Below are 24,451 nucleotides of genomic sequence, written 5' to 3' on the forward strand. Positions count from 1 at the left end.
AAATTTTAGTCTCCAAAAATTTTAATTTAGCAATGATGATAAAGATGACAGGCAACTTCATGTCCGTCTTTTTGCGTCATTAGGTCTGGTTGCTTGGTTTTGCAAATATTTTGTGCATAAAAACAGCGATTTTGAAAAACACATCCTTTCTCAGGTACTTTTATTTCTTCTCCTTCTCTAAACAGCACCGTATTTTTTCTTCTTTTTTTTGGATCTGGGAAAAGAGTTGCTGCAAGAAGGGCTTTGGTATAAGGATGCTGTACATTTTCATTGATATTGGAGATAACTTCCACAATATTTCCCAAGTACATAACGACAACTCGATCACAGATCTTGTTGACTGCGGCTATATCATGAGAAATAAATAAATAGGTTAGACCAAACTGCTGCTTCAAGTCAGTCAGAAGGTTTAAAATCTGTTTTTTCAAGGCATAGTCAATGCTGGAAACTGCTTCGTCGCAGACGACAAATTCCGGATGCAGGATCAAGGCCCTGGCGATTCCGATCCTTTGCCTCTGACCGCCAGACATTTCATGACTGTATCTGGTCAGGTATGTTTTGTTTAGCCCCACTTTCTCCAGCATGGAAACAATTTTCTTTTCTTTTTCTTTTTCGGATTCGTTGCTATAATTGTTCAGGGGTTCACTGATGATCTGCTCTACCGTATAATACGGGTTAAAAGCATTGGTACTATCCTGAAAAACCATCTGCATTCTGTTTCTGATTTTCCGCATTTGAGAAAATGAGTAATCTGTGATATCCTGCTCATTAAAAAGAATTTTTCCTTTAGTTGGTTGTTCCAGCTTTAAAATCATTTTTGCCAAACTACTTTTACCACAGCCGGATTCGCCTACCAGGCCCAGAATTTCACCTTTTTTAATGTTTAAGTTCACTTTATATACGGCATACTCCTTTGGTTTCGCTTTTTTGTGATAGCATTTATAAACGCCTTTTATTTCGACTAAATTCACACTTTCACCCATTTCCTATTAAAAAACTGCATCCAGCAGGGATTTTGTATATGCGTGCTTTGGTGATTGGAACACCTCATAAACGGTCCCACTGTCAACAATTTTGCCGTCTTTTATTACGTAAACGTCATCTGCCATTTGCGCAACAACTCCCAGATCATGGGTGATCAGGACAACAGCCAACCCTTCGTTTTTTAAGCGCATGAGTTCTTCCAGTATAGCGGCTTGGGTTGTTAAATCCAGAGACGAGGTAGGTTCGTCTGCGATCAGCACATGAGCATGTGCCAGTAATCCCATGGCAACCATCACCCTCTGGCACATGCCTCCACTGAGTTCAAAAGGATAACTTTCAAGAATCTGATCCGTATTTTTCAATCCAACACGAAAAAGCACGTCTCTGAACATGCTAAGCGCCTCTTTCTTCACAATCTCATTATTATGGGTTTGGATTACCTCGGCAAGATGTTCTTTTACCTTTAACACAGGATTCAGGGAGCTGGTCGGATTTTGAAATATCATCGAAATTTCTTTGCCTCTTACTTTTAAAAGCTGTTTTTCACTCAGTTTTCTGAGATTTACCCCATTTAGCCATATTTCTCCATCGATAATCTTTCCCGGCTTATCCACCAAATTAAAGATGGATAATGACATTACCGACTTTCCACTTCCTGAACCACCTATGAGCGCGGTAATTCTACCTTTATACACATCCAAGCTGACTCCGTCTACAGCTTTCACTACCTGTTTTTCTAGATAAAAGTAGGTTTTTAGGTTGATGACGGATAGAACCGGCTTTTCAGCCATTTTTCCCATCACCCCCATTTACTACAGACACATCGCCGGAAGAAAGAATAAGGACATCATTTAACCCTTCCCCAAACAAATTGAAGGCAAGCACGGCAAGCGTTATGGTTAATCCGGGCCAAAGCAACAATAACGGTTGTGAGGTCAAATACTGTCTGCTATCGCTCAGCATGACTCCCCAATCTGCCATTGGGGGCTGTGCGCCAAGTCCAATGAAGGAAAAGCCGGCCACATGCATAATCACGGCTGCTATTCTCAGGGTAGCCAGTACGATGATGGGAGAAAGCGCATTCAAGGATATATGCTTTAAAAGAATTGACGTCCTACTGCTTCCCGAAGCAACGGCTGCCAGTACGAACTCTTTTTCTTTCAGCTTGATCACCATGCTGCGGACAATTCTTGCAAAAGGAGCCCACCAAAGTACCACGAACACAAGCATAATATTTACGATGCTGGGCCCCCATACGCCCACAACTGCCAAGGCCAAAAGAGTTGAGGGAAAGGTTGATGCAATATCCGCCAGACGCATGATGAAATTATCAAGCCATCCGCCCATATAACCGGCAATCATACCGAGAGGAACTCCCAGTGTCAGTATAAGGACAGTAGCAACAATTGCCGTTACAAGGCTGGTCCTAATTCCGTAAATCAATCTTGACAGGATACATCTGCCCAGCTGGTCCGTGCCCAGGGGGAATTCTATACAGGGCTTGAGTAATTTTTTTGTGAGATCCACCGCATAAGGATTGTGGGGAGCCACGACTGGGGCAAAAACACCTGCAAACACAAAAATTATGATGATGGTAAATCCCAGTATGGCTAATTTTTGTTTTTTTAATTTCAATAGCACGTTTCTTTTCAAAATGATGGCCATTCCTCCTCTTGCAACAGGAGACGGTTCTCTCTTATACACCTTAATTTCAGCATATCCAATAGCCTGGAAAGGAGTCTATTCCTTCCGTTTCTGTTCATCATTTATCTGTTACTCAAGCTGTATTTTGGGGTCTATATAAAGGTACAAAATGTCCAGTAAAAGATTGATGACAATAAAGGTTACCGCGACAATCACGATATATCCTTGAATAACGGGCAAATCCTTGAGCTTAATACTATCCACAGCAAATTTCCCTATGCCGTTCCAGGAAAAAATGGTCTCCACAGCAAACTGACCCGCTAAAAGCTTGCCGAAGTTCACCCCGATCAGGGTAATACAGGGAAGCACGGCATTTTTTAATCCATGCTTCATCAATACGGCATTTTGGCTAAGACCTCTTGCTCTTGCCGCTTTCATAAAGTCATAATTACTGATTTCTATGAGATTGTTTCTCAAAATTCTTATGTACGTAGCTCCGTAGTTTACACTCAGGGTAAATGCGGGCAGAAAAATATTTTGTAATTTGCTGCCGGAAATAACAGGTACAAGATCTAACTTTACGGCAAAAAGATATAATAGTATAAGGCCAAGCCAGAAATCCGGCATGGCTGCACCTGCGGTAGAGAAAATTCTAAAAAAATGGTCAATAAACGAATCCTTGTATCTGGCAGAAGCCAGAGCAATAGGAATGGCGAAAAGAACAGATATTATTGTTGCTGCAATTGCCAGTTCAAGGGTCGCTGGAAATCTGGATAGTATTTCATCGGAAACTGGTTTTTTTGTTTGAAAGGATATCCCAAAATCAAGCTCAGTTGCTTTTTTCAACCAGTTAATATACTGAATATCAAGGGGTTCATTTAACCCTAAATCTTCCTTGACTGCTGCAATGTTTTTTTCGGTAACCTCCAACCCTTGGCTGCGAATGGTTATCTCGGTCACGTCCCCCGATGACATATTGCTTAAGGCAAACGCTAAAATTGTTACAATTAATAGCATAGGAATTATTTGAAGCAACCTTTTTAAAACGATTTTAAGCTTTTTCATGTCCTTTTTGCTTTTCAAATATTAACACCTTTTACAAACATGTATCAAATCGCTCGAAATTGGGGGATTCACGGATACGTATAATTCGGATCTGTATCCGTCTGCATAGCTTTATCACTGCTGTTTCATAGCATTTTTATTTCCTATTATATTATTATATTTTATTTACAATATATATACACAATAATATGTGTTACTATGTGACGTATATTTACTTAATATATAATATTTTCGTTTTTTTTAGTAGTTTTCTAATGTCCGATTTTTAAAACTCACGCTTGAAAACCAAAGTTGTATTTGCGCACCCCCTGTTGCAAGCAACGAGGTCGATAAATACAAATTCTTCTTGCCTGCAATAACTCACAAAGCTTCTACATTTGGTTGAAAAGGTAGCTTCCTAATTTCTTTCCAGAAAATATATCGAAGTAAAAAAGGCTTTTATACTTTTCATGTACACTGAGACTCCATGAGAATCTGGCCTCTAAACATAAAGGTTCAGGAAAACACAACGCCGGAAAAAGTAGACATTGATAATGCGAGCCTCAAGAAAACTCAGGTTCCTCAAAAAGGAGAAGCCGGTTCCTTCTGGGAAAATAGAGGCGACCGATATCATTGCGGAGTTGACCTGTATGCCCCTGAAAATACGGAAGTCGTTTCAGTTGAAAGAGGAATAGTCGCAGAAACCGGTCTGATGACTTCGCCTGAAATACTGCCTTACTGGAACCCGACTTACTATGTAATTATCGAACAGAGTAGGGGACTGTTTTGTAAATATGGAGAACTTGCAGGCTTCACCGTGAAAAAAGGAGATGAAATTGAGCCAGGAGATTTGATAGGTCGGGTTGGAATGGTTCTGAACTCCAAGAAAATCGATGGTTTCTGCCCGCTTTATATCCAGAAACTAAAAAACAAAAACCCAAGCATGCTCCATTTTGAAGTCTGGGAGAATGAACCCGTTGTCACTCACAGGAACTATCTCGGAGGAAACTGGTTTGCCGAAGAAATACCTGAAAACCTGATTGATCCTACCGGATACCTTGAAAGATTAGATCCATATAAATCCATCGTACCATAATACCTGTAATTTATTATTATTATTAATTATTTATTATAAATTTGTAATTGTTATCATAAATCTTTAATTATTACCATAAGTTTGTAATTGTTATCATAAGTCTATAATTGTTGTATCGTGAACTTATATGAACTATGGTTACTGTGTCATTAATTTATAGTCGCTTTATTATTATATCGGAAATTATACTGGTTATATAAATTATACTAACCATACCAATTATGCTACAATTGAATTGTGTATCTGTAACCAAGCTCAATTTCCACACAAAACGTAAGAAAAATTCACAGCTTACTGCCGTCTTAACTATATGGTTGGTCTCTATGGAAGGTATGAAATGTGAAACGTCTGCAGTTGACGAAAAAATAAGTTCCCTTGAGAAAACTCCGGTAATCAAAAACTACTACCTCGTCCTTGGAGGAGGAAAAATCGGCACTAATTTCCTTGAATATGCACGGAAAAATAAGTATCCCTTCGTGCTTGTCATCGATAAGGATGAAAATGCACCTGCCTCAAGGGAGTCAAACATCATCAAAACTGAAGACGAGCTAGTAAATCTCCTGAAAAACAAAGCTTTAGGGTCATTTCACGATGAAACACTCAAGTCCTCCAGCACAGCAGGAGAAAACGAAAGAAGAGAAAACGAAAGAGAGAGGAGAGGAAACAAGGTAGAAAACAATGATGTAGAAGCCTATTTTTATAGAATGGACCTGGATAGCATTCATTTTCTTCTAAGCCTCGGCATTCCTGAATACATTATCCCTGCCGTTCCCTGCCATGCGGTTGCATATATGCTTTCCGACCTTCTAAAACTCCCTCCGGATCCCGGAAAAGATGAAAATACAAAAGAAGTTCTGGAAAAAAGCCAGAAGGAAAACAGCCCGGTAACCGAGCTTTTTATCCGACCTGAAGACGAAAGGCTCATGTCCTTTTTCGAAAAGCTTGCAGTTTCCTTTCCTTATGATGTAATCGCAGGACGTTACCCTGAATATGGCATGCTGTTTCTCTCTTATGCAAGGGAAGGAGAAATATGCCCTGACGGTTGTCCGGGTCCAAGAGACCGCTGTCCTACCTTTGGGCGGAAAAAACCAGAAACTATTACTGAATATACAGGAAAACTTCTCCGGAAGCTACCAGGCTGGGTTTTTGAAAGTTATCAGATGAAGCCGGGTATAGGTGGGTTTAAAGGAAGTGAGTTCAAGCAGAACCTGCTGGAGATCCTTGAGTTTTTAAAAACTTTTAAAGAAAAGAGTAGTGGGAATAGACTTGAAAGCCTTGAGGACAGAATCTTTTTCGTTGCTACTACCTGCACATGCCATGGGGTATTGAATCTGTTCTATGTTACCTGAAAACCCAGTTCACCTGAAAACCTGTTTTTCACCTGAAGAATTTTCATCTCACCTGACAGCTCAGTAAATTGTATTGATCTGACAGCTTAGTGAAATTGTATTGATCTTACAGTTCAGTAAAATTGTATTGTAGTCAAAATCGCATTCATGCGCCTGCTCTTGCACCAGTTTTGCCTATCAAGTCTCTGCAATTCGCACCGTTTTTACTATCAAGTTTCTGCAATTCTTACCGGTTTTTCGCTTAGAGGTCTCTAATACGGTGTCAGTTTTTGCTCACCAGATTTTTCACTTTGCTCACCAGATTTTTCACTTTGCTCACCAGGGTTTTCGCTTATAAGTAGTGGGGGTAAACCAAAATTAGATCTGCTATTATACCGATATATAAATGGGGACTCTATGGAGGCATTTGTAGGCACAAGCGGCTGGTATTATGACTGGAACAAGAAGAAAAACCTTGATTGGTTTATCCAGAACTCCGGGCTGAACAGTGTTGAACTTAATGCAAGTTTTTACAGGTTTCCTTCACCTGAGCAGATTGAAGGCTGGAACAGGAAGGGAACAGGAATTAGATGGAGTATAAAGGTTCACAGATCCATAACCCACTGGCGACAACTCAGTGAAAGTTCCCTGGAAATCCTGGAGAATTTCCTTGAGCTTTTCGAGCCCATGGACCATCTCATTGATTTTTATCTTTTTCAGGTTCCTCCAAAGTTTGATGATGTCGAAAGGGCGCTCAGATTTGCAGAAGCCGCAAAACTTGGGAAAAAGTTTGCCCTGGAGATAAGGAATAAAGAACTTCTAGGAAATGACAAGGTATATTCAGAGCTTGTTGGAAAATTAACCTTGGTGTCCGTAGACTCGCCTGACTACAGGAACCGCATCTTTCCCGGAGAAAACGTGTATATGAGAATGCATGGGAGAAATAGCTGGTACAGTTACGATTATTCTCAGGAAGAAATTAGCGAAACTCTCAGAAAAATTCTTTCATTCGAACCTGAAAAGACCTACATTTATTTCAATAACGACCATAATATGCTGGATAACGCAAGAAAGGCACTGGAAATCTCTTCAGGTTTGTAAACCTTTAATTAATCCCTTAATTCTAAAAAGTCTACCTTTTTCTGGAAGATGGATTTTTATTCAGCGGTGTTAGTTCTTATTTTTCTTGTTAACTCAAAAAGTTCGCTTTCAATTGTTAACCTTTTATTATGAATAAATTATTATATTAAGAGGTATATTCAAAGTTTAGTATGGAGATTCTGAGGAGTTAAAAATCAGGTACCTCAAAATTAAAAACGAATTTTTGAGAACCCAACCCTAACAAAGAAACCATTTTACCCAGAATTCCCTATATATATAAAAAAGAAGTGAAATATATGTTCTGGAGTAAGGACTATATTGTAGAAAGGCTGAGCGAAATCCCTAGAACCCTGGAAGACATCTCGATAGAAGTTTTTGAAGGTGTACCCCCAACAAATGATTTTTTACAAAAAGCTGGCTTTTCAAGTGAAAACTGCACAGATGTGTCCTGCGTCTGTAGAGACTCCAACACAAATGTGAGCATAGAACAGGTAAGTATTGAAAAGGAACTTATGTACCCTTATGTAGACGATTCCGTTTCGAATGAATTTGCGGTTCAGTCAACTCAGTACCAGTTTATGGTGCCTTATAAGATCCTTGACAATAACATAAGGAAAGAATACAGGATATTCCAGCCTGAGGAACTGAAAGCAGAGTTCCCTGTAGCTTATAAACAGTTACTGGAAATCAAACAGCAGTCTGAGACCGAAGAAGATGAATTCGTTTCGGCTGATTACCGTTTCGAGAACGAAAGTTTTCTAAGTTATATAAATACACCCAAAATCATTATTACCAGCAACTCTCGCCTTCAGGCTTCATATGATCCTACCGGAAAGCACGTTTTTGCAAACGGAGTAGGAATCGTTCTCGGAGATCCTACACTCTACCTCTATGTTACGGCTGTACTCAACTCTTCGATAGCAAGGGCTTTTCCTGAGGTCTGGAGCCGTAAAGGAGTACAGAGCAGAAGTAAAATTAATTCACAAATGCTGAAAAGGTTTCCAATTGCGTTCCCTAAAAAAGACGGTATCGAGAACATTATAAGCACAATCTCACGTTACCTGATCTACCTGAACAGGCAAAAACAGATGGCAAAAGCCTATGCGATACCTGGCTACCAGGAGCTCATTGACTTCTATAAAAGAATTTCAGACCTCCTGATTGTAGATACATACATCACGAATGACCTTGATCCAAAACTTCTTGACGTCCTTGCCGAAAATATCACGGTATCCGATGGTGGATTTGAATACAGCGACGATATAAATCTCCTGATCGGACTGCAGGAAATAAAGAAGAACATTTTGAGTGCTCCGGACTTTGGAAAGTGCAGGTTCAGTAACGAGTTCACAAACATTCTCGCAACTCTTAAAAACAACGCTGTCTGGTAAACGAAAAATTTAACCAGCCCCTGGTTTATTTTCTTTACCAGCTGTCCTGACATTTTATCTTCCGGACACTTTGATTTTTTATTTTCCTGACCTTTGACTTTCTTATTTTCCTGACCTTTGACTTTCTTATTTTCCTGACCTTTGACTTTCTTATTTTTTATATGTTTGATTTTTATTTTTCTGTTGCCTCGATTTTTTATTTTTAGCGTACTATAGATCACTTTTTTCGAGCACTCTGTTTTTTCCTGAATTCCGTGAGTTGATGCTATGCCAGGGAATTGACACTATGGTGAGAGCGGATTGCCATTTTCTTAGCTTAAGATGGCAGTAAAGATTTTAATATACCTTTATATTGACAATAGTCGTCAAAATTTAAGTGAAATTTATTCATCGATTATTCCAATAGATTGTCTAATCTACTATTACCGCTAATATTATAACTCCTATTCTGGCATTATATTGGTTTTGGGATAGGCTCATCGATTATTCCAATTATTCTGGACATATCAGGCACTATCACTATTATACAAACGCTACAAGTCCTTCTTCACCAGGAATGGCATATTTCACTGTCTACTTTTCAGGAATCATGAAAACAGTTCAACAGATAAAGATATGCAAATTAAAGTATTAGATATGCAAATTAAAGTATTAGATATGCAAATTAAAGTATTAGATATGGAAAGTAATGCTGAAAAATAATTAATCAATAATGTTAAACAATGATACCAACTTCAATCAACTCAACAATGTCAACATTGAGCGAGAAATGAGTATGAGAAGAGCAAAGTCTGAGCCTGTTGGAAGATCTGAGAAAACAGAATTCCTGGTAAACCAGAACTCCTGATAAACTAAATTCATGATAAATCAGCTTAACCTGTCAGAGATTTATTTATTGTTTGTTACTGTTACAAATTTTAATGCGTATGTAAATTGGGGGAACTCTGGTAAAATATTACATGAGACAAGCTTATTTATAGAAGCATTCCAGAGTATTTAGAGTTGATATAACTGGAATTCCAGGCGAAACTCTTTATATTTTGAAATAAAGATACTTATTATACTGCTTTTCGTTCAGGAGGGGTGAACTATGACTGATTTCAAGAAAAATTCGGGAAAAAAAGAGATTTTTGATGAAAATACCTCTATCGAAGCTAAAGACAAAAGTCCAGAGAAAGAGCTGAAAAAGGAAACAGGAAAAGAAGTAGAAATAAAAACGGAAAATCATAGAGTTCTGCTTGAAAGGTATGATCAGAGGCTGAAAGATCTTGATTCGGAGCTTATCACCCCTGAAGATGAGATTGCCTTAAAGGAAGCTTTTATACACGCAAAGGAGACCTTTGAGCCAGAGGAGCTGGTAAGCTGGTTTACAGTTAAAGCCGAGCCCTTTTACAGGTCAGTATCCTGGAAAGTGCTCCTTCCTTTTTATGAAGAATTGCTTGGGATTGTGGAAGAAAAGCCAGGACCCGAAAGTTCGGAAACCGCATATGTGCTGAATGGGCTTGCAGGAATCTACCGCTATATGGGAAACTACGAAGAAGCTCTCGGGCTTTTTTTAAGGGCTTTAAAAATTCGGGAAAATCTTCCAGACCAGCCCAGGCCTGAGACCGGGGACACACTCAGTGAACTTGGCATTCTTTATGCTTTGATGGACCGGCGTGAAGAGGCTCTTTCATTCTATACCCGGGCACTGGAGACCCAGAAAAAGTTCCTGAGCCCGAAAAACCTTGGCGCTATCAGGACCCTGAACAGGACTGCCTTTTTTTATAAAGGGTTGGAAAAAACGGAAAAAGCTGAAGAATGTTTCAGGAGAGCTCTCGAATTTCTTGAAAAGCTTCAGGAACAGGAGCCTGACAATAGTATGATTCTGGGATACAGAGCAGGAACCCTGAATAACCTTGGTGTCCTGCTTTCGGAAACAGGTAAACTTGACGAAGCTGAGGACAGATACGGGCAGGCACTAAAGCTTCAGGAAAAAGTGTACGGTACTGAACACCCGCAGGTGGCCCAGACTCTGAATAACCTTGCTTTGCTCTATTTCCAGACTACAAGGTATGAGAAAGCCATGATCCTTTATACCCGGTCCCTGGAAATTATGGAAAAATTCGGAAAAACCGAACACACAGGCTTTGCCACAACCCTGAACAACCTTGCAGGCGTGTATGTCCAGAAAGGCCGTCACGAAAAAGCCCTTGAACTTTACACAAGAGCGCTTGAAATCCGGGAACGTATCCTTGGTCCTGAGGATCCTGATGTTGCCAAAACCCTGAACAACATGGGTGAACTCTACAGGATCCTCGGCCAGCATAAAAAAGCCCTTCCTCTCTACACCCGTGCCCTCAAGATCTATGAAACGACCCTTGGTCCTACCCACCCTGATGTCGGCACAACCCTGAACAACCTTGCAGGCCTCCACGAAAGCATGGGCGAATACGAAACAGCAATCAACCTCTACGAAAAAGCCCTCGACATAATCGAAAAAGAGTATGGTCCGGACCACCCTTATTTCAAGATCACACGAAATAATCTACTTGGCCTGTATGAGAAAATGGAAAGAAGCTGGCGGAGATGAGGTTCATACAGAGATACACAAGGTTCTAAGGGTAGTAGAGATCATCGGCAGCCAAGAAGAAACGAGATTCAAAATATTCACAAATTTGTAAATGAGAAAAGCAATCTCCTCAAAACGGCTCGCTATACTAATTGGAAAAGCTCGGTACTTCAAAGTTGACGTTTTAGGTAGAAACTATCTGGCCAGTTTTTTAGTACTTCTCAGATCAGTGTTTCAATACTTCCCGGTCATCTTTGCAATCGTCCTGTGTATCCCATGTATGCTGAATCCGCTTCCGAGGTACATCATAGGGCAGTGTTCGGTCATGCATTCGAGACTTTCTGCCTTGCAGGTGTCAACAGCTTTTTCGGTTTCTGTTCTCCAGTGGAGCCAGATTTTAGTTATGCCTTTCTCTTTCAGGGCAGGTACGAAATTTCCAGGGTCGGTTATTGTGACTCCCAGGACAGCACGGTCGAGGCCGGCTGGCAGCTCGGACACTTTTCTTAAAGAGCCTGGTTCCGGTTTATCGGAAAGGTCGATAACATAAACATTTTTGCCACGGCTTTTAAGTTCGGATATGGCCCACTTCATTGCAGGCTTTGTATTATCGGTGAGGAATGCGTAGGTTTTTGCGTTCCAGAAGTTTTCCCTTTCGGACGTCGTTGGTTCCATCTTGAGTTCCCTCTATTAGGTTCTAAGTTAAGTATACATCTGCTTATATAAAACTGCAACACAGTTTTCAGCCAGCTTCCGGCAGCACAGGAAGAGTTTCTGAAACATCGGGCTGAACAACATCTGAGTGATATAAAGAAGTACAAAAAGACTGAAAATACAAAAGACAGTCTATCCTAACAGGATTCTGTTTATTTTTTGCTTATCCTGCTTACTGCCTCTGAAGTTTTTGTCCTGTCGCCTGAAGCGCTCCACCAAGTACCTTTGCAAGTTCACAGCTCTGAGAACACTTAGATGTACAGTTGCAGTACTTAGGGGCATTTTCCGCCATCCATTGCCCAAGAAAGCCGAAGGCTTTGAGCTGATCTTCATTTGCGGCCTGTACAAAGTTGTTTATATCCTGTAATTCCATGATTTATCACCGAGATCAAAAATGTTGTATATATTTATATACTTGAGCGTTATAATTATGTACACATTTGCGATTGTATAGAAAAATGACCTTAAGTTAACAAACTTTAATAATCCTATAATTATCCCTTCAAATATCCCTACAATTATCCCTTCAAATATCCCTTCAAATATCCCTTCAAATATCCCTTCAAATATCCCTTCAAATATCCCTTCAAATATCCCTACAATTATCCCTACAATTATCCCTTGAAATATCACCTCAATAAACACCATTGATAAGTCCTTAAGTTTCAATTTCAATGAACATGTTGAATAATGCCTTCAATTAAACAGTATTCTTAACAATGTTAATGTTGGTTCTAATTACAACAAGCTTTAACTAAAAGAATTTTTAATTTCCTACAATAGTTTTTAAAAAAATTCCGAGGCAAATAAAAAATGGAGATAAGTAACGAAAATTCCGAGATTTACTACCGAGAGGAGCTCCACTCTATCAAGGAAGAAGTAACATCCCTCCGGAATGAGTTCTCACGGTTTTTGCAGAGAGCAAATCAGCAACATATTGAAGGGATGATTGAGGAGATGAGAAAAAGTTTCATGAAGCCCATGGTAGACTATTTATGTGAGGACGCAAGCGATAGAATGAATACGTGTATGACAGCAGACTGCGGGATGCGGGATTTTTGTGAAAAGGCTTTTCGAGAGTTTCTGCAAGAAACCGCAGGGCTTGTTGGAAGAGGCAGGATCGAAACTGAAACAATAAAACTTTACCAGGACAAGCTGGCAGAATTAAAAAAGGAAGCAAAAACCTCAAACTGCAGCAGATGTTTTTCGGAAGCTACGAACGTTTTTGAAAAGCAGGTCAAACTTATGCGTTCGCTCCAGATTTATGAAGAAGAGGACGAAGAGGACAAGAAAATAGATATTAGCGAACTCGAGCCTGAAAAACTGGTCACTGAAGTTTGCGAGCCGATAGCAAACCGACAGCGTCTCATTATGCTCAAAGCGCTTTCAGGAGAAAGCAAAACGTTTTCCGAACTTTCTAAACTTACAGGCCTGCGTGGCGGAAACCTGCTCTTTCACCTCCAAAAACTGCTTGAAACAGGAATGGTTTTACAGCGAAACGAACGGGGAGATTATATCATTACCAGGAAAGGCTACTCCACTCTGCAGGGACTTTCCAGAATCTATTCTGAAATTGAGAAGGAATAAAGAAGCAAAGGCAGCCAAAAGCAGTATTTAGTAAAAAAGCAATTACAGGGAAAAAACAGTCAATGAAAAGCCAATGGCAAGGAAAACCCAGTCAATGAAAAGAATAACAAGGAAAAAGCAATAAGAAAACAGTATAAAGACAGTAATAACCAGTAAAATTATAAAGCCAATAAATTGGCTTAAATCAAACAAATTATTCCAGTAGTCATTTTAGTCGTCAGACACTTTAACTGTCAACTATTTGCTGCTAGTCACTTTGGCCGTCAAGCACTTTAGCCATCGTTGTTTTAGCCATCGTTATTTTAGCCATCGTTATTTTAGCCATCGTTATTTTAGCCATCGTTATTTTAGCCATCGTTATTTTAGCCATCGTTATTTTAGCCATCGTTATTTTAGCCATCGTTATTTTAGCCGTCGTTTCCTATTGCGTTAACCGGACAGGTTTCTAACGCTTCTTCGCAAAGTTCTTTTTCTTCGTCATCTTCAGGCTGCTTATATACATAAGCATTGGAATCATCATCGTTCATCTTAAAATTCTCAGGCGCAGTATCTACACAGAGATGACAGGCTATACAGCTGTAGTCACAATAATAAGGTCCTGGAATATTTTCAACAACTTTATCTGAGCTATCGGCTATACTTCACTCCCCCATTGTGTTTATTTTACAATAAGAGTAATTAAGAGAATTTTTATATATAGCTTAACATTCCAAAATAAATTTTTTAGTGAATTGAATTTCTCGAGAAGTTACGCAATCCTGTACATCTTAATGCATATCAAAAAGGCCTGGTTTAGTAACTAGCCAGTTTAGTAATTATTCATATAGTTTTTTGAATTTTTCACTGTTGTACATTTGTCTCAAAACCTGAAAACAATCTGGTTAAAACTTGAATTACCCTTTTCATTATTTCATGTTTTAGTGAAGATTCTCATCCTCATTGAGAATCTTCAGGAGCTCGATAATCGAATACGAAGCTCGGGTAATTCCCATGCTGCGTTTATCAGTATCGGTACCCACTACATAGAGGTTTCGAACAGGAGTTCGAATATCTGCAAACTTTCCATTAATTGCGACTGCAGCTTTTTCTGGGACCATTATCTGTTCGTGCTGCATATCGATATATTTCTCAATGTTCGGATGGGCATGGAAAATTGTATCGTAGGCTTTTTTTGTCTCCTCTTCTTCACTTTTATTTTCATCGATCACGAAGGAAAAGCCTATAAGCTGCTTATTCTTTGGAGCAAGCGAAGGATCATAGTTACTTATAGGAGTTGCCCAATAGGCAAAATCCTTGAACCAGATCTCTGAGCCTGTGTAGTTGAAATTGGGAAACTCTTTTTCAAGTCCAAGCCAAATTGTCAGGCTTTTACTATGAACAATTCCCTTGAGGTCTTTAATATACTCTGTGGGAAGATCCCTTATCAGCATGGGAAGCTCGGTTGCAAAACCTGTGTAGACAACAAGTTCAGAGTTATATATCTCATCGGCTTCCACGCCTGAAACCTTTCCGTCCTGTACAAGGACGGATTTAACCTCACATTCCGTTTTGATTTCCACAGTTTCCGGAAGTGAGTAAAGAATGGCGTTGAGCAGGGCTTTTAAGCCTTTTCTGGGATAACCCTGAGAATCATTTACATCATTTGTTGCAAGCCTTTCCAGGGATGCAAACGGCTGAGTAACTCTGGTCATTCTTGCCTGAAGAGAAGCATGAAGATGATACGGAAGGATTGAGGCAAGGATAGATTCTGTAGACTGGGATTTTTTCGGTTCCATTTTACCTATCATGACATCAAACTGCTCCTGAGTAATACTATCCCTTACAAAATTACTGCCATACAGGATACGTTGAGCTGAGGTCTCCTTCATAGGTTTTCCTGAAAGTGAAATAGACATTGTGTCCACAAAATCATAGGTGTCTTTTGAAAGGCTTTTTGGCAAAAAATCGTATACTGCTCGGTCTGAAAGATCTATTCCGAATGAAGAAAGAGTAAAAGCTTTTGTAAGGGTCTGGGAAAGCAAAACTCTGTCCTTTCTAGGAAGCACATCAAAAGTAACGAAATCTTTGAGATTGGAAGGAACTTTGACAAAAGTATTTTCAGTTCGAATATAGTAGTACCCGTAGTCTTCAAATATAGGTAGATAATCAAAATAATTGTCCATCAATCTCTTCAGGGGTCCTTCAATCAGATGGGTTATCGCATGTACTCCTGTATCTACCTGATAGCCCTCTACCATGTAGCTATTGCAATTTCCTCCAATATGCTGCCTTTTCTCAAGAACAAGGACCTTTTTTCCGTGTTTGGAAAGTGTTAGAGCTACTAAAAGCCCGCTTATGCCCGCCCCGACAACAACTACGTCATACTTTTTCATTTTCAAAACAACCTCTATTTTTACGCCCTATATTTTCCCGTGAGGCTAATTTCTAGCCACTATAACCAATGTGACTGTTTTAATGTGATTGTTTTAATGTGATTGTTTTAGTGTGACTGTTTTAATGTGACTGTTTTAGTTATTATTACTACTCATAACTTGCTGATAATTTTAGAATTTCTCTTCGAATTTTAACTTTATGGAGACTCTTTATTAACAAAAGTTTGCCTGGTCACAGGTGAAATCAACATAAATATCTGAGAATACTAAATATTGTTTCTATTTATTATTACTATTTGCTAAAAAAGTATTAAGCACATATTTTATCTTGAACGGAATGTTTACAGATAGACTCGTTCCTTCTGCTAAAGCATGACCCGGTTTTTCCCGTTTTTCATTCTGTCAGAAGAATAGGTGTTAGCACATAATGATTTTCGGAAAACTGCGTTAAAACTTTATAGAAAGACACAGGAAGCAGAAATCTTTTTTGGTCAGATTTTTCGCTTTTCGAGCATTCTATCTGGTTATTATTTCCTTTTTCATTATTAGCTGAACCAAACCCATTCCTTGATTAACTCTGTGAACTCAAGTTATAACTTTTTGACGTCCTCATACGCTCCGAAAAGCAATAAAAGTACATAAATTAAAATAGTAACAGAAAGTAAAGGTTTATGGCTCTTATGTATTCAGCTCATTAAATATCTCTCATAGTTGGAGGTCTGATTTTTCTTATATTCCTCCTACTGTTTTTGAATCTGTATAAAAACAGTCTTATTTCATATTCTCTCAGGCTTTGCAGCTGGATCTGCGGGATGGCGATCAGTTCGGATAGTCCCTGGGTCAAAATGCTTGTGCTTCATCTCGTATTTTTTATTCGACTTCTTATGTATCTTGCTATTGTTTCCCTCGAGCAGGTTGATAAGTTAACTGCCAGAAGACTTTTGAAGCATTATATCTCAGGTACCAGAACTGTCCTTTCTGAGTATATACTCTCTTTCCTTCACTCTCCGGAAGCGATTGAGAGGCATATTCACAGCCTTGAGGCTGAACCTGTAAACCGGAAAGATCAATATTTGAGAAAGAACTCTTTAAGAAGTAGTCTCTCTAAGAAGTAGTCTATTTAAGAAATATTCTCTTTAAGAAGTAGTCTATTCAGGAAGTAGTCTCTTTAAGAAATATTCTCTTTAAGAAGTAGTCTATTCAGGAAGTAGTCTCTTTAAGAAATATTTTCTTTAAAAAGTAGTTTTTTAAGAAAACAAACTCTCTAAACCAGTTTTTTCCTTTTAAAGTTTATTTGTTTTCTATTTTTAATTTCTTCTTGTATATGTCTCACCTTAACTTTATTTTGCGGGGTCACTGCAGGCTGTTTTTTGTCTATCTGGCTTGTTTCTCGATTTCTCAAACTATTTATGAACATCATTTCTTTCTGTCCGGGTATTTTCATAATATCTACCTAATAATAACATATACAGGAGGATTCCGGTCCATTTTTTGGAATTTCAAGTTATCAGTTAGATTTAATAATCCTTTCAAGGTAAAAGGAAAACGTTGTACGTTTTATATAGCTGGAGAGTATATTTTGTTCGAATGATTTAAGGCCCAATGACCGTTGTACCGTGAAGCTTAAGGTAGCGAGTTCCTTTATTTCCAAAATTTGGAGAGTATCACATTGAACATTACATTAATCGGCATGGCAGGAGCGGGAAAAAGTACTATAGGGAGAGCACTTGCTAAGCGCCTTGGATATACTTTTATCGATGTGGATCATCTGATAAGGGAAAAAACAGGAATGCCCCTCCAGACTCTGATCGATAAAGAGGGAGATCTGGCTTTTATCAGGTTTGAAGAAGAAGCCATTCTAAGGCTCGAGCAGGTGGATAGGAGCGTTATTTCTCCTGGTGGGAGTGTAATTTATTCCGAAAAAGCCATGACTCACTTAAAAACAATTTCAAAAATAATTTTTCTGGACACTGCATTCAGAAGCATTGCCAAAAGGCTTCCCAACGCAAGAAAAAGGGGCATAGTAGGACTCAGGGATAGGAGCCTGAAAGAACTTTTTGAAGAAAGAATGGTTCTATATCAGAAATATGCCGATTTTTCAATAAAGCTCAACGGAAAAGAAAATATTCAAGAAATCACTGAAAAGATCATTGAACTCTGTTTTGAGGAGAATACCTGAGACTATGACTCAAATTGGTTTATTAAGGTTTTCAGTTGTGTTTTAACATAGTTGCTCTTTCTAAGTTAAGGTTTTTAGATCGATATGTTATTTAATTTTCTACAGAGATTTAATTTTGCATGAAAGTAGATGAGGATATCTTCCTCACGTGCTCTCTTCACCTTCTTTTTCCATTATCGCAAATATTTCACTAATTATTTTTATTCGTTCATCAACCGAGAATATCTCAGTCTCAACAATCTTCCTCTTTTGAATTTTTCCCTTTTTATATCCAGTTCCATCTTCGTACATCTCATCGTTTACAATAAGATGCCATATTATCGTTGCAATTTTCCTTGCCAGGGCAATTATTGCCTTGGCATATCCAATTGATTTCTTTTTTCTGTTAAAAAATTTTTTAACTTACTGTTATTCTTTCTTGCTGCTGCTTAAGAAATCTGCATCAGAATCCATCTTGCTTCCTTTGATTCTCTCTTTGTGATTCTACCTTTGTGGTATTTATCTGCAGATTGATACACATTAGGAACCCCAGACCAAGCCAGGAAGCAAGCTTATTTCCAGAAGAAAAATCCTTAAAATTACCTATTTCAGCAAGTAGAATTGCCGCACCAAGTTCCCCTATACCTGGAACTGACATTAAAATTTCCATTTCCCTTTTATACTTTTTATAAGCATAATTGAAAATTTTTTTCTCTAAAGTTTCGATCTCATCATCAAGACTCTTTATGAGTCTCAGACAGATTTGAAGCCTTAATGCAGCACTTTGAGAAATTTCTTGATCAAGAATATCTCTTATCTGAGCAGCTTTTTTCCGAACCTTCGATGGTGCATGTTATTTGAAGAATTTCATGTACGTTTTCTAGATATCTCCTAGAAGGCCTCCTATGATACCAATTTCTTTGCAAATATTCAAGCATTCAAAATTGAGAATTTGAAAGAGAAGAAAGATATTAAGAAATATCAGAGGTTCTTTTTATTCTCGGAGCTTATCTCAGCGTTTTCCCGAATTAGCTTGCCTTCAGAATACCGATATATTGCAAGCTCGCCTGTGGAAAACCTGACTTTCCTGATATCCTCATCGGAAATCCCTTCTATATGTTTGACCAGAGCCCTCAAACTGCCCTGGTGGGCACAGACCAGCACATTTTTTCCTGCATTTACAGCAGGCAGGATTTTCTCCTTGAAATAAGGTACTGCACGTTCATACACGACTTTGAGACTTTCTCCTTCAGGTGGGCCTGGCTGAAAGTTCCACCTCCAGGAAGCAAGTTTTTCGGCTCCGTATTTTTCTTCCATCTTCTGCTTTTTTCTTCCCTGCAGCTTCCCGTAGTAACGTTCATTTAAAGAAGGCGTGAAATAAATCGGGATAAGTTTTTCGCCTAGTTTTTCAGGATAAGAGTACCAGTTCGTTTTCCCTGGATTTCCTTCATTCTCCATTTTCTCATGGACGACAACACCTGTTTTCTTCTGCCCGGATAATATTAAGAAAAGAGTTTCCTGCGTTCGGACAAGGTTTGAGGCAAAAGCAAGGTCCAGCTCGAATTTTTCAAGCTCTGCTGCACACTGAAGAGCCTCTTCTATCCCTTTCCTGCTGAGAGAAATGTCCACCCAACCGGCAAGCCTTTCTTCGGGCTTTAGTCCAGGTTCTCCATGCCTTACAAGTATAAGATGACCCATAAAACAATCCTCCATATAATCAGTTTCTATAGCCAGGAGCCAGTAAGTGTAGCTAGAAACCAGTAAGTGTAGCTAGAAACCAGTAAGTGTAGCTAGAAACCAGTAAGTGTAATTAGAAGCCAGTAAATATGGCCAGAAGCCAGCAAATACAGCCAGAAACCAGTAAACCTTATGGTTTATTACATCTTCGGTGAAGACCTGAACTCAAGCCGGATATTGTATAGAAGGTGCCAGAGATCACCTTTTTTTTCCATTCTTTCCGCATCAGTTACAGCTCCCTGCCCTTCGAGCTCAAATCTGATACTGCACTTCCCGAAGGTAACTTTTCCAAGCCTGCTTTCCATCCTGCTATAATCAAGGGCATCGGCAAGCCGGATAAGGGCAGCTACTTTAAGGGTAAGCTCCTGAAGATCTTCAGGCATTTTCTCAAAATTTTTTTCTTTAAGTTTCTCAATTTTCTCTTTGCCTGCACTCTTTTTATGCAGGAAAGCCGTCCAGGCAATAACAGGCCTGAGTCTTTCAGGCACCTCTAAAGGCGGGTGAAGGAGTAAAATGTTCCTTCCTGTTTTATGATGATTCTCAAAATCGGTTTTTACTCCGATATCGTGGACAAGAGCAGCTGTTTCTACCAGGTTTCTCATTTCGGGTTTCAGTCCGTGTATAGAAGCAAGAATGTCAAAGAGCTTAAGAGCGTTCCTGGCCACGTTATCGGCGTGGCTGCGTTCAATTTCATAAATACTGTAGAGATCCTCCAGAGGCAACGGCTCAGGACGAAGGTCTTTCTCAAGTCTTTTATGTTTCAATGTTTTCACGTTTGAATCTTCATCTGGCTGATTACTTCCTAAAGGTTTATTAGCCGAACTAGGATTAAAACCCCCTTTAGATATGAGTTAGACCTCCTTTATACATGAGTTAAACCTCCTTTCTATATGAATTAAAATCTCTTTCTATTTATTTCTTATATTTATCTACATTAATCAAATTAATAATATTTTCATCCCAAATTTAAAATAAATGCAATAGAACAAATAAATTAGCAAAGATTGCAAATTTAAAATCAGGTCAAAAATTATTTTTTTTACGGTCGCTTGTTAAGGATGCCTTCTTTTTCTCAACCCGCTCAAGAAGAGCTTTTCCAAGGTTTGAATACTCTTTTTTCACAATCTTTTCTTTTTTCACGGTTTTTTGGGCAAAAATGGCCTCTTCTTCTTTGTTATCAAAGAAGCTTGAAAATCGGTCAAAAAGTAGAATTGAAGCTTTAAGTATCTTTTTCTGACCTGAAAGATCTCCAGAGGATAATTCTCCTGCACGTGTGAGAAGCCCTGCGAATTGTTCAAAGATCTCGAGGAATTTCTGACTTTCAGCCTGCTCCTTGACTTCATCTGTCATTTTTGAAAGGTATTGCTCACTTTCAAGCTTTGCTATGCCAGGCCTGTCACTGAAAAGAATGAATAATAGGGCCTGATAAAAAGGATAATAGAATTCCGGAATATGGGGGCCAATAGAGGCTTCGGATGCTTCTTTAAAGTAATTGACGGCTTCTTTCAGCCCGAAAATATAAGTAGCTTCATTTTCCGCCCTTAGTGCTCTCCAGAAAGAAGCTCTTCCAAGCGAACGGAAAGCATACCTTCGGACATAAACGTACGGATTGTCAGTAAGCGCCTGCAGATCTCTCCAGGCCTGGGTTTTATCAGTCATATAAAAAAAAGAAGGTCCAAGGGCCCGTGTTGCAGCCCTTTGAACAAAACTATCGCTATGATCGGAAAAACTCAATAGGTCCTTCCAGGCTTTTTCTTTATCCGGCACTTCTTTATAGCCTGAAGAGAGGGCAAGAATCGCTCCTTTCCTAACTTCCCGATCTTCAACTGATACAAGCTTTACAAGCTCGTTCCAGGCTGCCTGCTTATTTTCACAATAGGCAAAAGCAGCAGCAAGAAGTTCTGCAGCTTTCCTCCTGAGCTGAGTATCCTGGCTTTCAGTAAGCCTCACAAGGTCGAAAAAAATTGTGGATTTTCCCTCAACCTCTGGAAAGACTTCCGAAAGCCAGTCTGCAGCATTCCTTCCGGTGCCTGTCTCCTCCTTTCCGGCCAGGTTAAGGAGTTCGTTCCAGCTATCCTGTGTTTTGCCTGTATATAGGGAATAATCAGCAAACAAGTCCTTCGTATTTTTTCTTTGTATGTGCTCTTTGCTCTCTACTTCAGGCCTGGAATAATCAGAGACAGGATTTTTAAATAGGCCAGAAGCAGGCTTTTTGTTTCTTTTTTCTTCAATCCGGACACTGCTACTTTTTTCTCCTGATTTTCCTTTTTCTCTGAATTTACCTTCTTTCCGGAGTTTGTTATCTCCTCCTGACTCATGCTTTTCCCACGTTTCATCCTGCTTTCCAGAGTTACTTTTCTCCATTTTATCCTGCTCTCCGGAATTACTTGTTCTTATCTCTTCCAACCCCTTGCCTGCCTCAGGTATACTGCATAACTCTGGATAAACAGAAGCAAGTGTATCCGCAACCTTTCGGAGCAAAGGACTATCCTTGGTTTCAGCCAGGAGTACAAGCTCGGAATATGTCTCTCTCCTGGAGAAAACGTGTGGAAATACCTTAATGGAAATGTTAACCGCTGTACTCTGCACGGCTTCGTCCTTGTCTTCAGAAAGTTCGAGGAGTTCCTCCCATCGTGAGTCTTTGTTATCCAGCCCTGGAAATAAGGATACAAGAGCGTCAGCGGCCATGTTCCTGACATAATCATCTCTGGATTTTGCCAGGTTCAGGAAATCAGCCCATATTTTTATTTTGTCCGGCATCTCAGGAAAGATAAAAACCAGGGCATTGATAGCCTGCCTTCGAATATACTCATTCTCGTCTTCTGTAAGCCTGAGGATGTCGTCCCAAGCCGTTTTTTTATCAGGGAGATGAGAAAAAACCGAGGGTAAAGCCAGAAGGGATTCTTTCTGGACCTCAGGGTTTCCTGATACTGCAAGTTCCATTAGAGTCTCAAGGGTTTCATCCTTCATCTCATCTGGCATTTGCGTGTAAATAATTCCGAGAGTCCGGGCGGCTTGCTCCCTTACCTTTTCATCCGCAGATTCGCTAGCCAGTTCAAGTACTTCGTTCCAGGCTTTTTCTTTTTCTTCATCCACCAGTTCAGGAAAAACAAGGCTCAAAAGCAAAGTCGATTTCTCCCGTACATAAGAATGTTCTGATGTTCCCATTTTAAGCAGATCCTTCCACACCTGCACCTTATCAGGGACTTCTTTTATTAAATACTGAAACGAGCTGACGATTTCCCTGTTAACATCTTCCATGCTTGATCTGGAGTTTATCAGCCCGACAATGTCTTCCCACGCTTTATTTTTGTCCGGCATAAGGGAAAATATGCTTACCAGAGCACTGGCTGCAGTTATCATTACGGATTCTACTGGATAGGCTGTCAGATTCACAAACTTGTCCCACACAAGCTTCTTATCCGGCACATTAAGAAAAATCATTATAAGAGAATTAACGGCTTCTTCCCTGACTGCATCGTCTTCGTCAGAACAAAGCCTTAACAGATCTTCAAAAGCCTGTCTTCTGTCAGGCAAAACCTCAAAAAAAGTCCCCAGTTGCTTTACAGCTTTTATTCTATCATCCGAAACCTGACTGAAGGTCTTGTTATGTATCTCTGGCTGCTCACTCAAGAATTCCCACCAACTTTGCTCTAGTGTCGTCCTATATAAATATTCTTTATTTACAATATCACAATCTGGCAGGTTTACTCATATAAGTATTGATTCTGGATTTTAGCTGGAAGTAAAAATTATTAAAGTGAAACCTGCAGTTAACCGCAGCTTATCATAGAATTAATTGCAATCACGATTGGAATATTTTACTCAAAATAATTTCACGTTTTCATTTTCTGCTATTGCAGTTATGTAACGTGCACAGATGTATGTGCACAGATGACTTACTATTCTAGTTCAACTTTGAATTTGCTTCATTTTACATGGTCACTTTCATTGCTAAAACTGAATCGGACTATAGCGAGGCTAGAAATAGACTAAACAAAACAACGTAAAATCATACACAGGCAGCAAGAAAAATTGATAAAAGCAAAAAATAAAATTAGAAACTTCTTATTATGCATGACAGTTCTTCAATCTACAGCTTTCTATTTTCTAAGTTTTTCAAAAGTAAATATAAAATGATAATGATAAAAATCATTGTGTATATTTCAGGGATTCCCAATTCAGTAAAACTTTTTAAAAGTAAATTTGGAGACATATTCCTCCTTTTATTAATTGCTTTTATGAGTTGTTTTTATGAGCTGTTTTTATGAGCTGTTTTTATGAGCTGTTTTTATGAAATATTTTTATGTGTTGTATCCTGAAATGGTTTTGCATATTCAAAAATAGTAGAAGGTTGGTACACGATACAACATCAGGCGACGCAAAAAGTAAGTAGCGAGTAATATGGACGAAACTGGATTTTTCAAATAGTTTTATGTCATTATTTGAATTTTATTTATCTATTCCTGCTCTGTTTCTACTCTATTTTTTACAATTTATGTTAATTCAAACAATACTGACCAGATGAAAAAGAAGGACACCAAACGAAAATAAAAATCAGAGAATTAAGATATTATATAAATCTATTTTATATCCTTTTTCAGATTTACTTGAAATAGACAATAGCAACTTTAAAAAACATATTTATAGGGCATAAGTACCTCGCTGAGCCCGGGTTAAGTCCCTTTTTTAAGAATGTCTGTAAAGTAGTAATACAAGGAAAAATTATAAAATTAGCACATAAGGC

At 38.9% G+C, this 24,451-nt stretch carries 21 protein-coding genes and 1 pseudogene; 8 read left to right on the forward strand and 14 right to left on the reverse strand.

Annotated features, from left to right (window positions below):
• Window positions 1-26: 26 nt before the first annotated feature.
• The 4 genes from MSBR3_RS04240 to nikB all read right to left on the reverse strand — a co-directional run bounded on the left by MSBR3_RS04240 (window position 27) and on the right by nikB (window position 3,693).
• Complete coding sequence (locus tag MSBR3_RS04240) at window positions 27-971, reverse strand: oligopeptide/dipeptide ABC transporter ATP-binding protein (protein ID WP_155396719.1); 945 nt, start codon at window positions 969-971, stop codon at window positions 27-29.
• An 18-nt stretch (window positions 972-989) separates the two neighbouring features.
• The gene (locus tag MSBR3_RS04245) at window positions 990-1,775 is read right to left on the reverse strand and encodes an ABC transporter ATP-binding protein (RefSeq protein WP_048110030.1); all 786 of its coding nucleotides are present in this window, start codon (window positions 1,773-1,775) and stop codon (window positions 990-992) included.
• Window positions 1,768-2,649, reverse strand: a complete 882-nt coding sequence (locus MSBR3_RS04250; RefSeq protein WP_048110032.1) for an ABC transporter permease — start codon at window positions 2,647-2,649, stop codon at window positions 1,768-1,770. Before MSBR3_RS04250 ends, MSBR3_RS04245 begins: the two co-directional genes overlap by 8 nt.
• A gap of 108 nt (window positions 2,650-2,757) precedes the next feature.
• Window positions 2,758-3,693, reverse strand: a complete 936-nt coding sequence (nikB, locus tag MSBR3_RS04255) for a nickel ABC transporter permease (protein WP_048110033.1) — start codon at window positions 3,691-3,693, stop codon at window positions 2,758-2,760.
• Window positions 3,694-4,159: 466 nt separating this feature from the next.
• Here nikB and MSBR3_RS04260 point away from each other — a divergent pair, with 466 nt between their 5' ends.
• From MSBR3_RS04260 to MSBR3_RS04280, 5 genes are all read left to right on the forward strand, one after another.
• Window positions 4,160-4,768, forward strand: coding sequence for a M23 family metallopeptidase (locus MSBR3_RS04260; protein WP_048106666.1), 609 nt, complete (start codon window positions 4,160-4,162; stop codon window positions 4,766-4,768).
• Window positions 4,769-5,100: 332 nt separating this feature from the next.
• The gene (locus MSBR3_RS04265; RefSeq protein ID WP_230627777.1) at window positions 5,101-6,117 is read left to right on the forward strand and encodes a hypothetical protein; all 1,017 of its coding nucleotides are present in this window, start codon (window positions 5,101-5,103) and stop codon (window positions 6,115-6,117) included.
• 396 nt (window positions 6,118-6,513) lie between these two features.
• Window positions 6,514-7,197: a DUF72 domain-containing protein gene (locus MSBR3_RS04270; RefSeq protein WP_048106669.1), complete on the forward strand. Its 684-nt coding sequence runs from the start codon at window positions 6,514-6,516 to the stop codon at window positions 7,195-7,197.
• Between the two features lie 296 nt (window positions 7,198-7,493).
• Complete coding sequence (locus MSBR3_RS04275; RefSeq protein ID WP_048106671.1) at window positions 7,494-8,588, forward strand: hypothetical protein; 1,095 nt, start codon at window positions 7,494-7,496, stop codon at window positions 8,586-8,588.
• 1,090 nt (window positions 8,589-9,678) lie between these two features.
• Window positions 9,679-11,160: a tetratricopeptide repeat protein gene (locus MSBR3_RS04280; protein WP_080942191.1), complete on the forward strand. Its 1,482-nt coding sequence runs from the start codon at window positions 9,679-9,681 to the stop codon at window positions 11,158-11,160.
• Window positions 11,161-11,373: 213 nt separating this feature from the next.
• Here MSBR3_RS04280 and MSBR3_RS04285 read toward each other — a convergent pair whose 3' ends face one another.
• The 3 genes from MSBR3_RS04285 to MSBR3_RS04295 all read right to left on the reverse strand — a co-directional run bounded on the left by MSBR3_RS04285 (window position 11,374) and on the right by MSBR3_RS04295 (window position 12,525).
• Complete coding sequence (locus MSBR3_RS04285; RefSeq protein ID WP_048106673.1) at window positions 11,374-11,811, reverse strand: hypothetical protein; 438 nt, start codon at window positions 11,809-11,811, stop codon at window positions 11,374-11,376.
• 211 nt (window positions 11,812-12,022) lie between these two features.
• Window positions 12,023-12,223: a hypothetical protein gene (locus tag MSBR3_RS04290; protein WP_048106675.1), complete on the reverse strand. Its 201-nt coding sequence runs from the start codon at window positions 12,221-12,223 to the stop codon at window positions 12,023-12,025.
• Window positions 12,205-12,525, reverse strand: coding sequence for a hypothetical protein (locus MSBR3_RS04295; RefSeq protein WP_155396720.1), 321 nt, complete (start codon window positions 12,523-12,525; stop codon window positions 12,205-12,207). Before MSBR3_RS04295 ends, MSBR3_RS04290 begins: the two co-directional genes overlap by 19 nt.
• Window positions 12,526-12,663: 138 nt before the next feature.
• Here MSBR3_RS04295 and MSBR3_RS04300 point away from each other — a divergent pair, with 138 nt between their 5' ends.
• The gene (locus MSBR3_RS04300) at window positions 12,664-13,437 is read left to right on the forward strand and encodes a winged helix-turn-helix domain-containing protein (RefSeq protein WP_048106677.1); all 774 of its coding nucleotides are present in this window, start codon (window positions 12,664-12,666) and stop codon (window positions 13,435-13,437) included.
• Between the two features lie 407 nt (window positions 13,438-13,844).
• Here the strand turns inward: MSBR3_RS04300 and MSBR3_RS04305 are convergent, their stop codons facing one another.
• Both MSBR3_RS04305 and MSBR3_RS04310 read right to left on the reverse strand, forming a co-directional pair.
• Window positions 13,845-14,075 carry a ferredoxin gene (locus MSBR3_RS04305; protein WP_048106679.1) on the reverse strand — a complete coding sequence of 77 codons (231 nt, stop codon included), beginning with the start codon at window positions 14,073-14,075 and terminating at the stop codon, window positions 13,845-13,847.
• A gap of 279 nt (window positions 14,076-14,354) precedes the next feature.
• Window positions 14,355-15,809: a phytoene desaturase family protein gene (locus MSBR3_RS04310; protein WP_048106681.1), complete on the reverse strand. Its 1,455-nt coding sequence runs from the start codon at window positions 15,807-15,809 to the stop codon at window positions 14,355-14,357.
• 749 nt (window positions 15,810-16,558) lie between these two features.
• On the opposite strand from MSBR3_RS04310, the gene MSBR3_RS04315 reads away from it, so the two are divergent.
• Window positions 16,559-16,924: a hypothetical protein gene (locus MSBR3_RS04315; RefSeq protein ID WP_230627779.1), complete on the forward strand. Its 366-nt coding sequence runs from the start codon at window positions 16,559-16,561 to the stop codon at window positions 16,922-16,924.
• Window positions 16,925-17,073: 149 nt separating this feature from the next.
• On the opposite strand, the gene MSBR3_RS04320 is transcribed toward MSBR3_RS04315, so the two are convergent.
• Complete coding sequence (locus MSBR3_RS04320; RefSeq protein WP_048106685.1) at window positions 17,074-17,253, reverse strand: hypothetical protein; 180 nt, start codon at window positions 17,251-17,253, stop codon at window positions 17,074-17,076.
• Window positions 17,254-17,478: 225 nt separating this feature from the next.
• Between MSBR3_RS04320 and MSBR3_RS04325 the strand changes: the two genes are divergently transcribed.
• Window positions 17,479-17,988, forward strand: coding sequence for a shikimate kinase (locus MSBR3_RS04325; RefSeq protein WP_048106687.1), 510 nt, complete (start codon window positions 17,479-17,481; stop codon window positions 17,986-17,988).
• Window positions 17,989-18,132: 144 nt separating this feature from the next.
• On the opposite strand, the pseudogene MSBR3_RS04330 reads toward MSBR3_RS04325, so the two are convergent.
• The 4 genes and pseudogenes from MSBR3_RS04330 to MSBR3_RS04345 form a co-directional block, all read right to left on the reverse strand.
• Window positions 18,133-18,805 (reverse strand): annotated as a pseudogene (locus MSBR3_RS04330) (IS110 family RNA-guided transposase); the annotation flags it as partial.
• Between the two features lie 143 nt (window positions 18,806-18,948).
• Complete coding sequence (locus MSBR3_RS04335) at window positions 18,949-19,665, reverse strand: histidine phosphatase family protein (RefSeq protein ID WP_048106689.1); 717 nt, start codon at window positions 19,663-19,665, stop codon at window positions 18,949-18,951.
• Window positions 19,666-19,844: 179 nt separating this feature from the next.
• Complete coding sequence (locus MSBR3_RS04340; RefSeq protein WP_048106690.1) at window positions 19,845-20,477, reverse strand: HD domain-containing protein; 633 nt, start codon at window positions 20,475-20,477, stop codon at window positions 19,845-19,847.
• A gap of 250 nt (window positions 20,478-20,727) precedes the next feature.
• Window positions 20,728-23,337: a HEAT repeat domain-containing protein gene (locus MSBR3_RS04345; protein ID WP_048106692.1), complete on the reverse strand. Its 2,610-nt coding sequence runs from the start codon at window positions 23,335-23,337 to the stop codon at window positions 20,728-20,730.
• Window positions 23,338-24,451: the final 1,114 nt, after the last annotated feature.

This window comes from Methanosarcina barkeri 3 (assembly GCF_000970305.1).
GTDB classification, from domain to species: Archaea; Halobacteriota; Methanosarcinia; order Methanosarcinales; family Methanosarcinaceae; genus Methanosarcina; species Methanosarcina barkeri_A.

What these genes read in the sequence shown, in the direction of transcription:
- MSBR3_RS04245 (WP_048110030.1), bottom strand. Translation starts at nt 1,775, where the DNA reads ATGGCTGAAAAGCCGGTTCTATCCGTCATCAACCTAAAAACCTACTTT.
- MSBR3_RS04250 (WP_048110032.1), bottom strand. Translation starts at nt 2,649, where the DNA reads ATGGCCATCATTTTGAAAAGAAACGTGCTATTGAAATTAAAAAAACAA.
- nikB (WP_048110033.1), bottom strand. Translation starts at nt 3,693, where the DNA reads ATGAAAAAGCTTAAAATCGTTTTAAAAAGGTTGCTTCAAATAATTCCT.
- MSBR3_RS04260 (WP_048106666.1), top strand. Translation starts at nt 4,160, where the DNA reads ATGAGAATCTGGCCTCTAAACATAAAGGTTCAGGAAAACACAACGCCG.
- MSBR3_RS04265 (WP_230627777.1), top strand. Translation starts at nt 5,101, where the DNA reads ATGAAATGTGAAACGTCTGCAGTTGACGAAAAAATAAGTTCCCTTGAG.
- MSBR3_RS04270 (WP_048106669.1), top strand. Translation starts at nt 6,514, where the DNA reads ATGGAGGCATTTGTAGGCACAAGCGGCTGGTATTATGACTGGAACAAG.
- MSBR3_RS04275 (WP_048106671.1), top strand. Translation starts at nt 7,494, where the DNA reads ATGTTCTGGAGTAAGGACTATATTGTAGAAAGGCTGAGCGAAATCCCT.
- MSBR3_RS04280 (WP_080942191.1), top strand. Translation starts at nt 9,679, where the DNA reads ATGACTGATTTCAAGAAAAATTCGGGAAAAAAAGAGATTTTTGATGAA.
- MSBR3_RS04285 (WP_048106673.1), bottom strand. Translation starts at nt 11,811, where the DNA reads ATGGAACCAACGACGTCCGAAAGGGAAAACTTCTGGAACGCAAAAACC.
- MSBR3_RS04290 (WP_048106675.1), bottom strand. Translation starts at nt 12,223, where the DNA reads ATGGAATTACAGGATATAAACAACTTTGTACAGGCCGCAAATGAAGAT.
- MSBR3_RS04300 (WP_048106677.1), top strand. Translation starts at nt 12,664, where the DNA reads ATGGAGATAAGTAACGAAAATTCCGAGATTTACTACCGAGAGGAGCTC.
- MSBR3_RS04310 (WP_048106681.1), bottom strand. Translation starts at nt 15,809, where the DNA reads ATGAAAAAGTATGACGTAGTTGTTGTCGGGGCGGGCATAAGCGGGCTT.
- MSBR3_RS04320 (WP_048106685.1), bottom strand. Translation starts at nt 17,253, where the DNA reads ATGAAAATACCCGGACAGAAAGAAATGATGTTCATAAATAGTTTGAGA.
- MSBR3_RS04335 (WP_048106689.1), bottom strand. Translation starts at nt 19,665, where the DNA reads ATGGGTCATCTTATACTTGTAAGGCATGGAGAACCTGGACTAAAGCCC.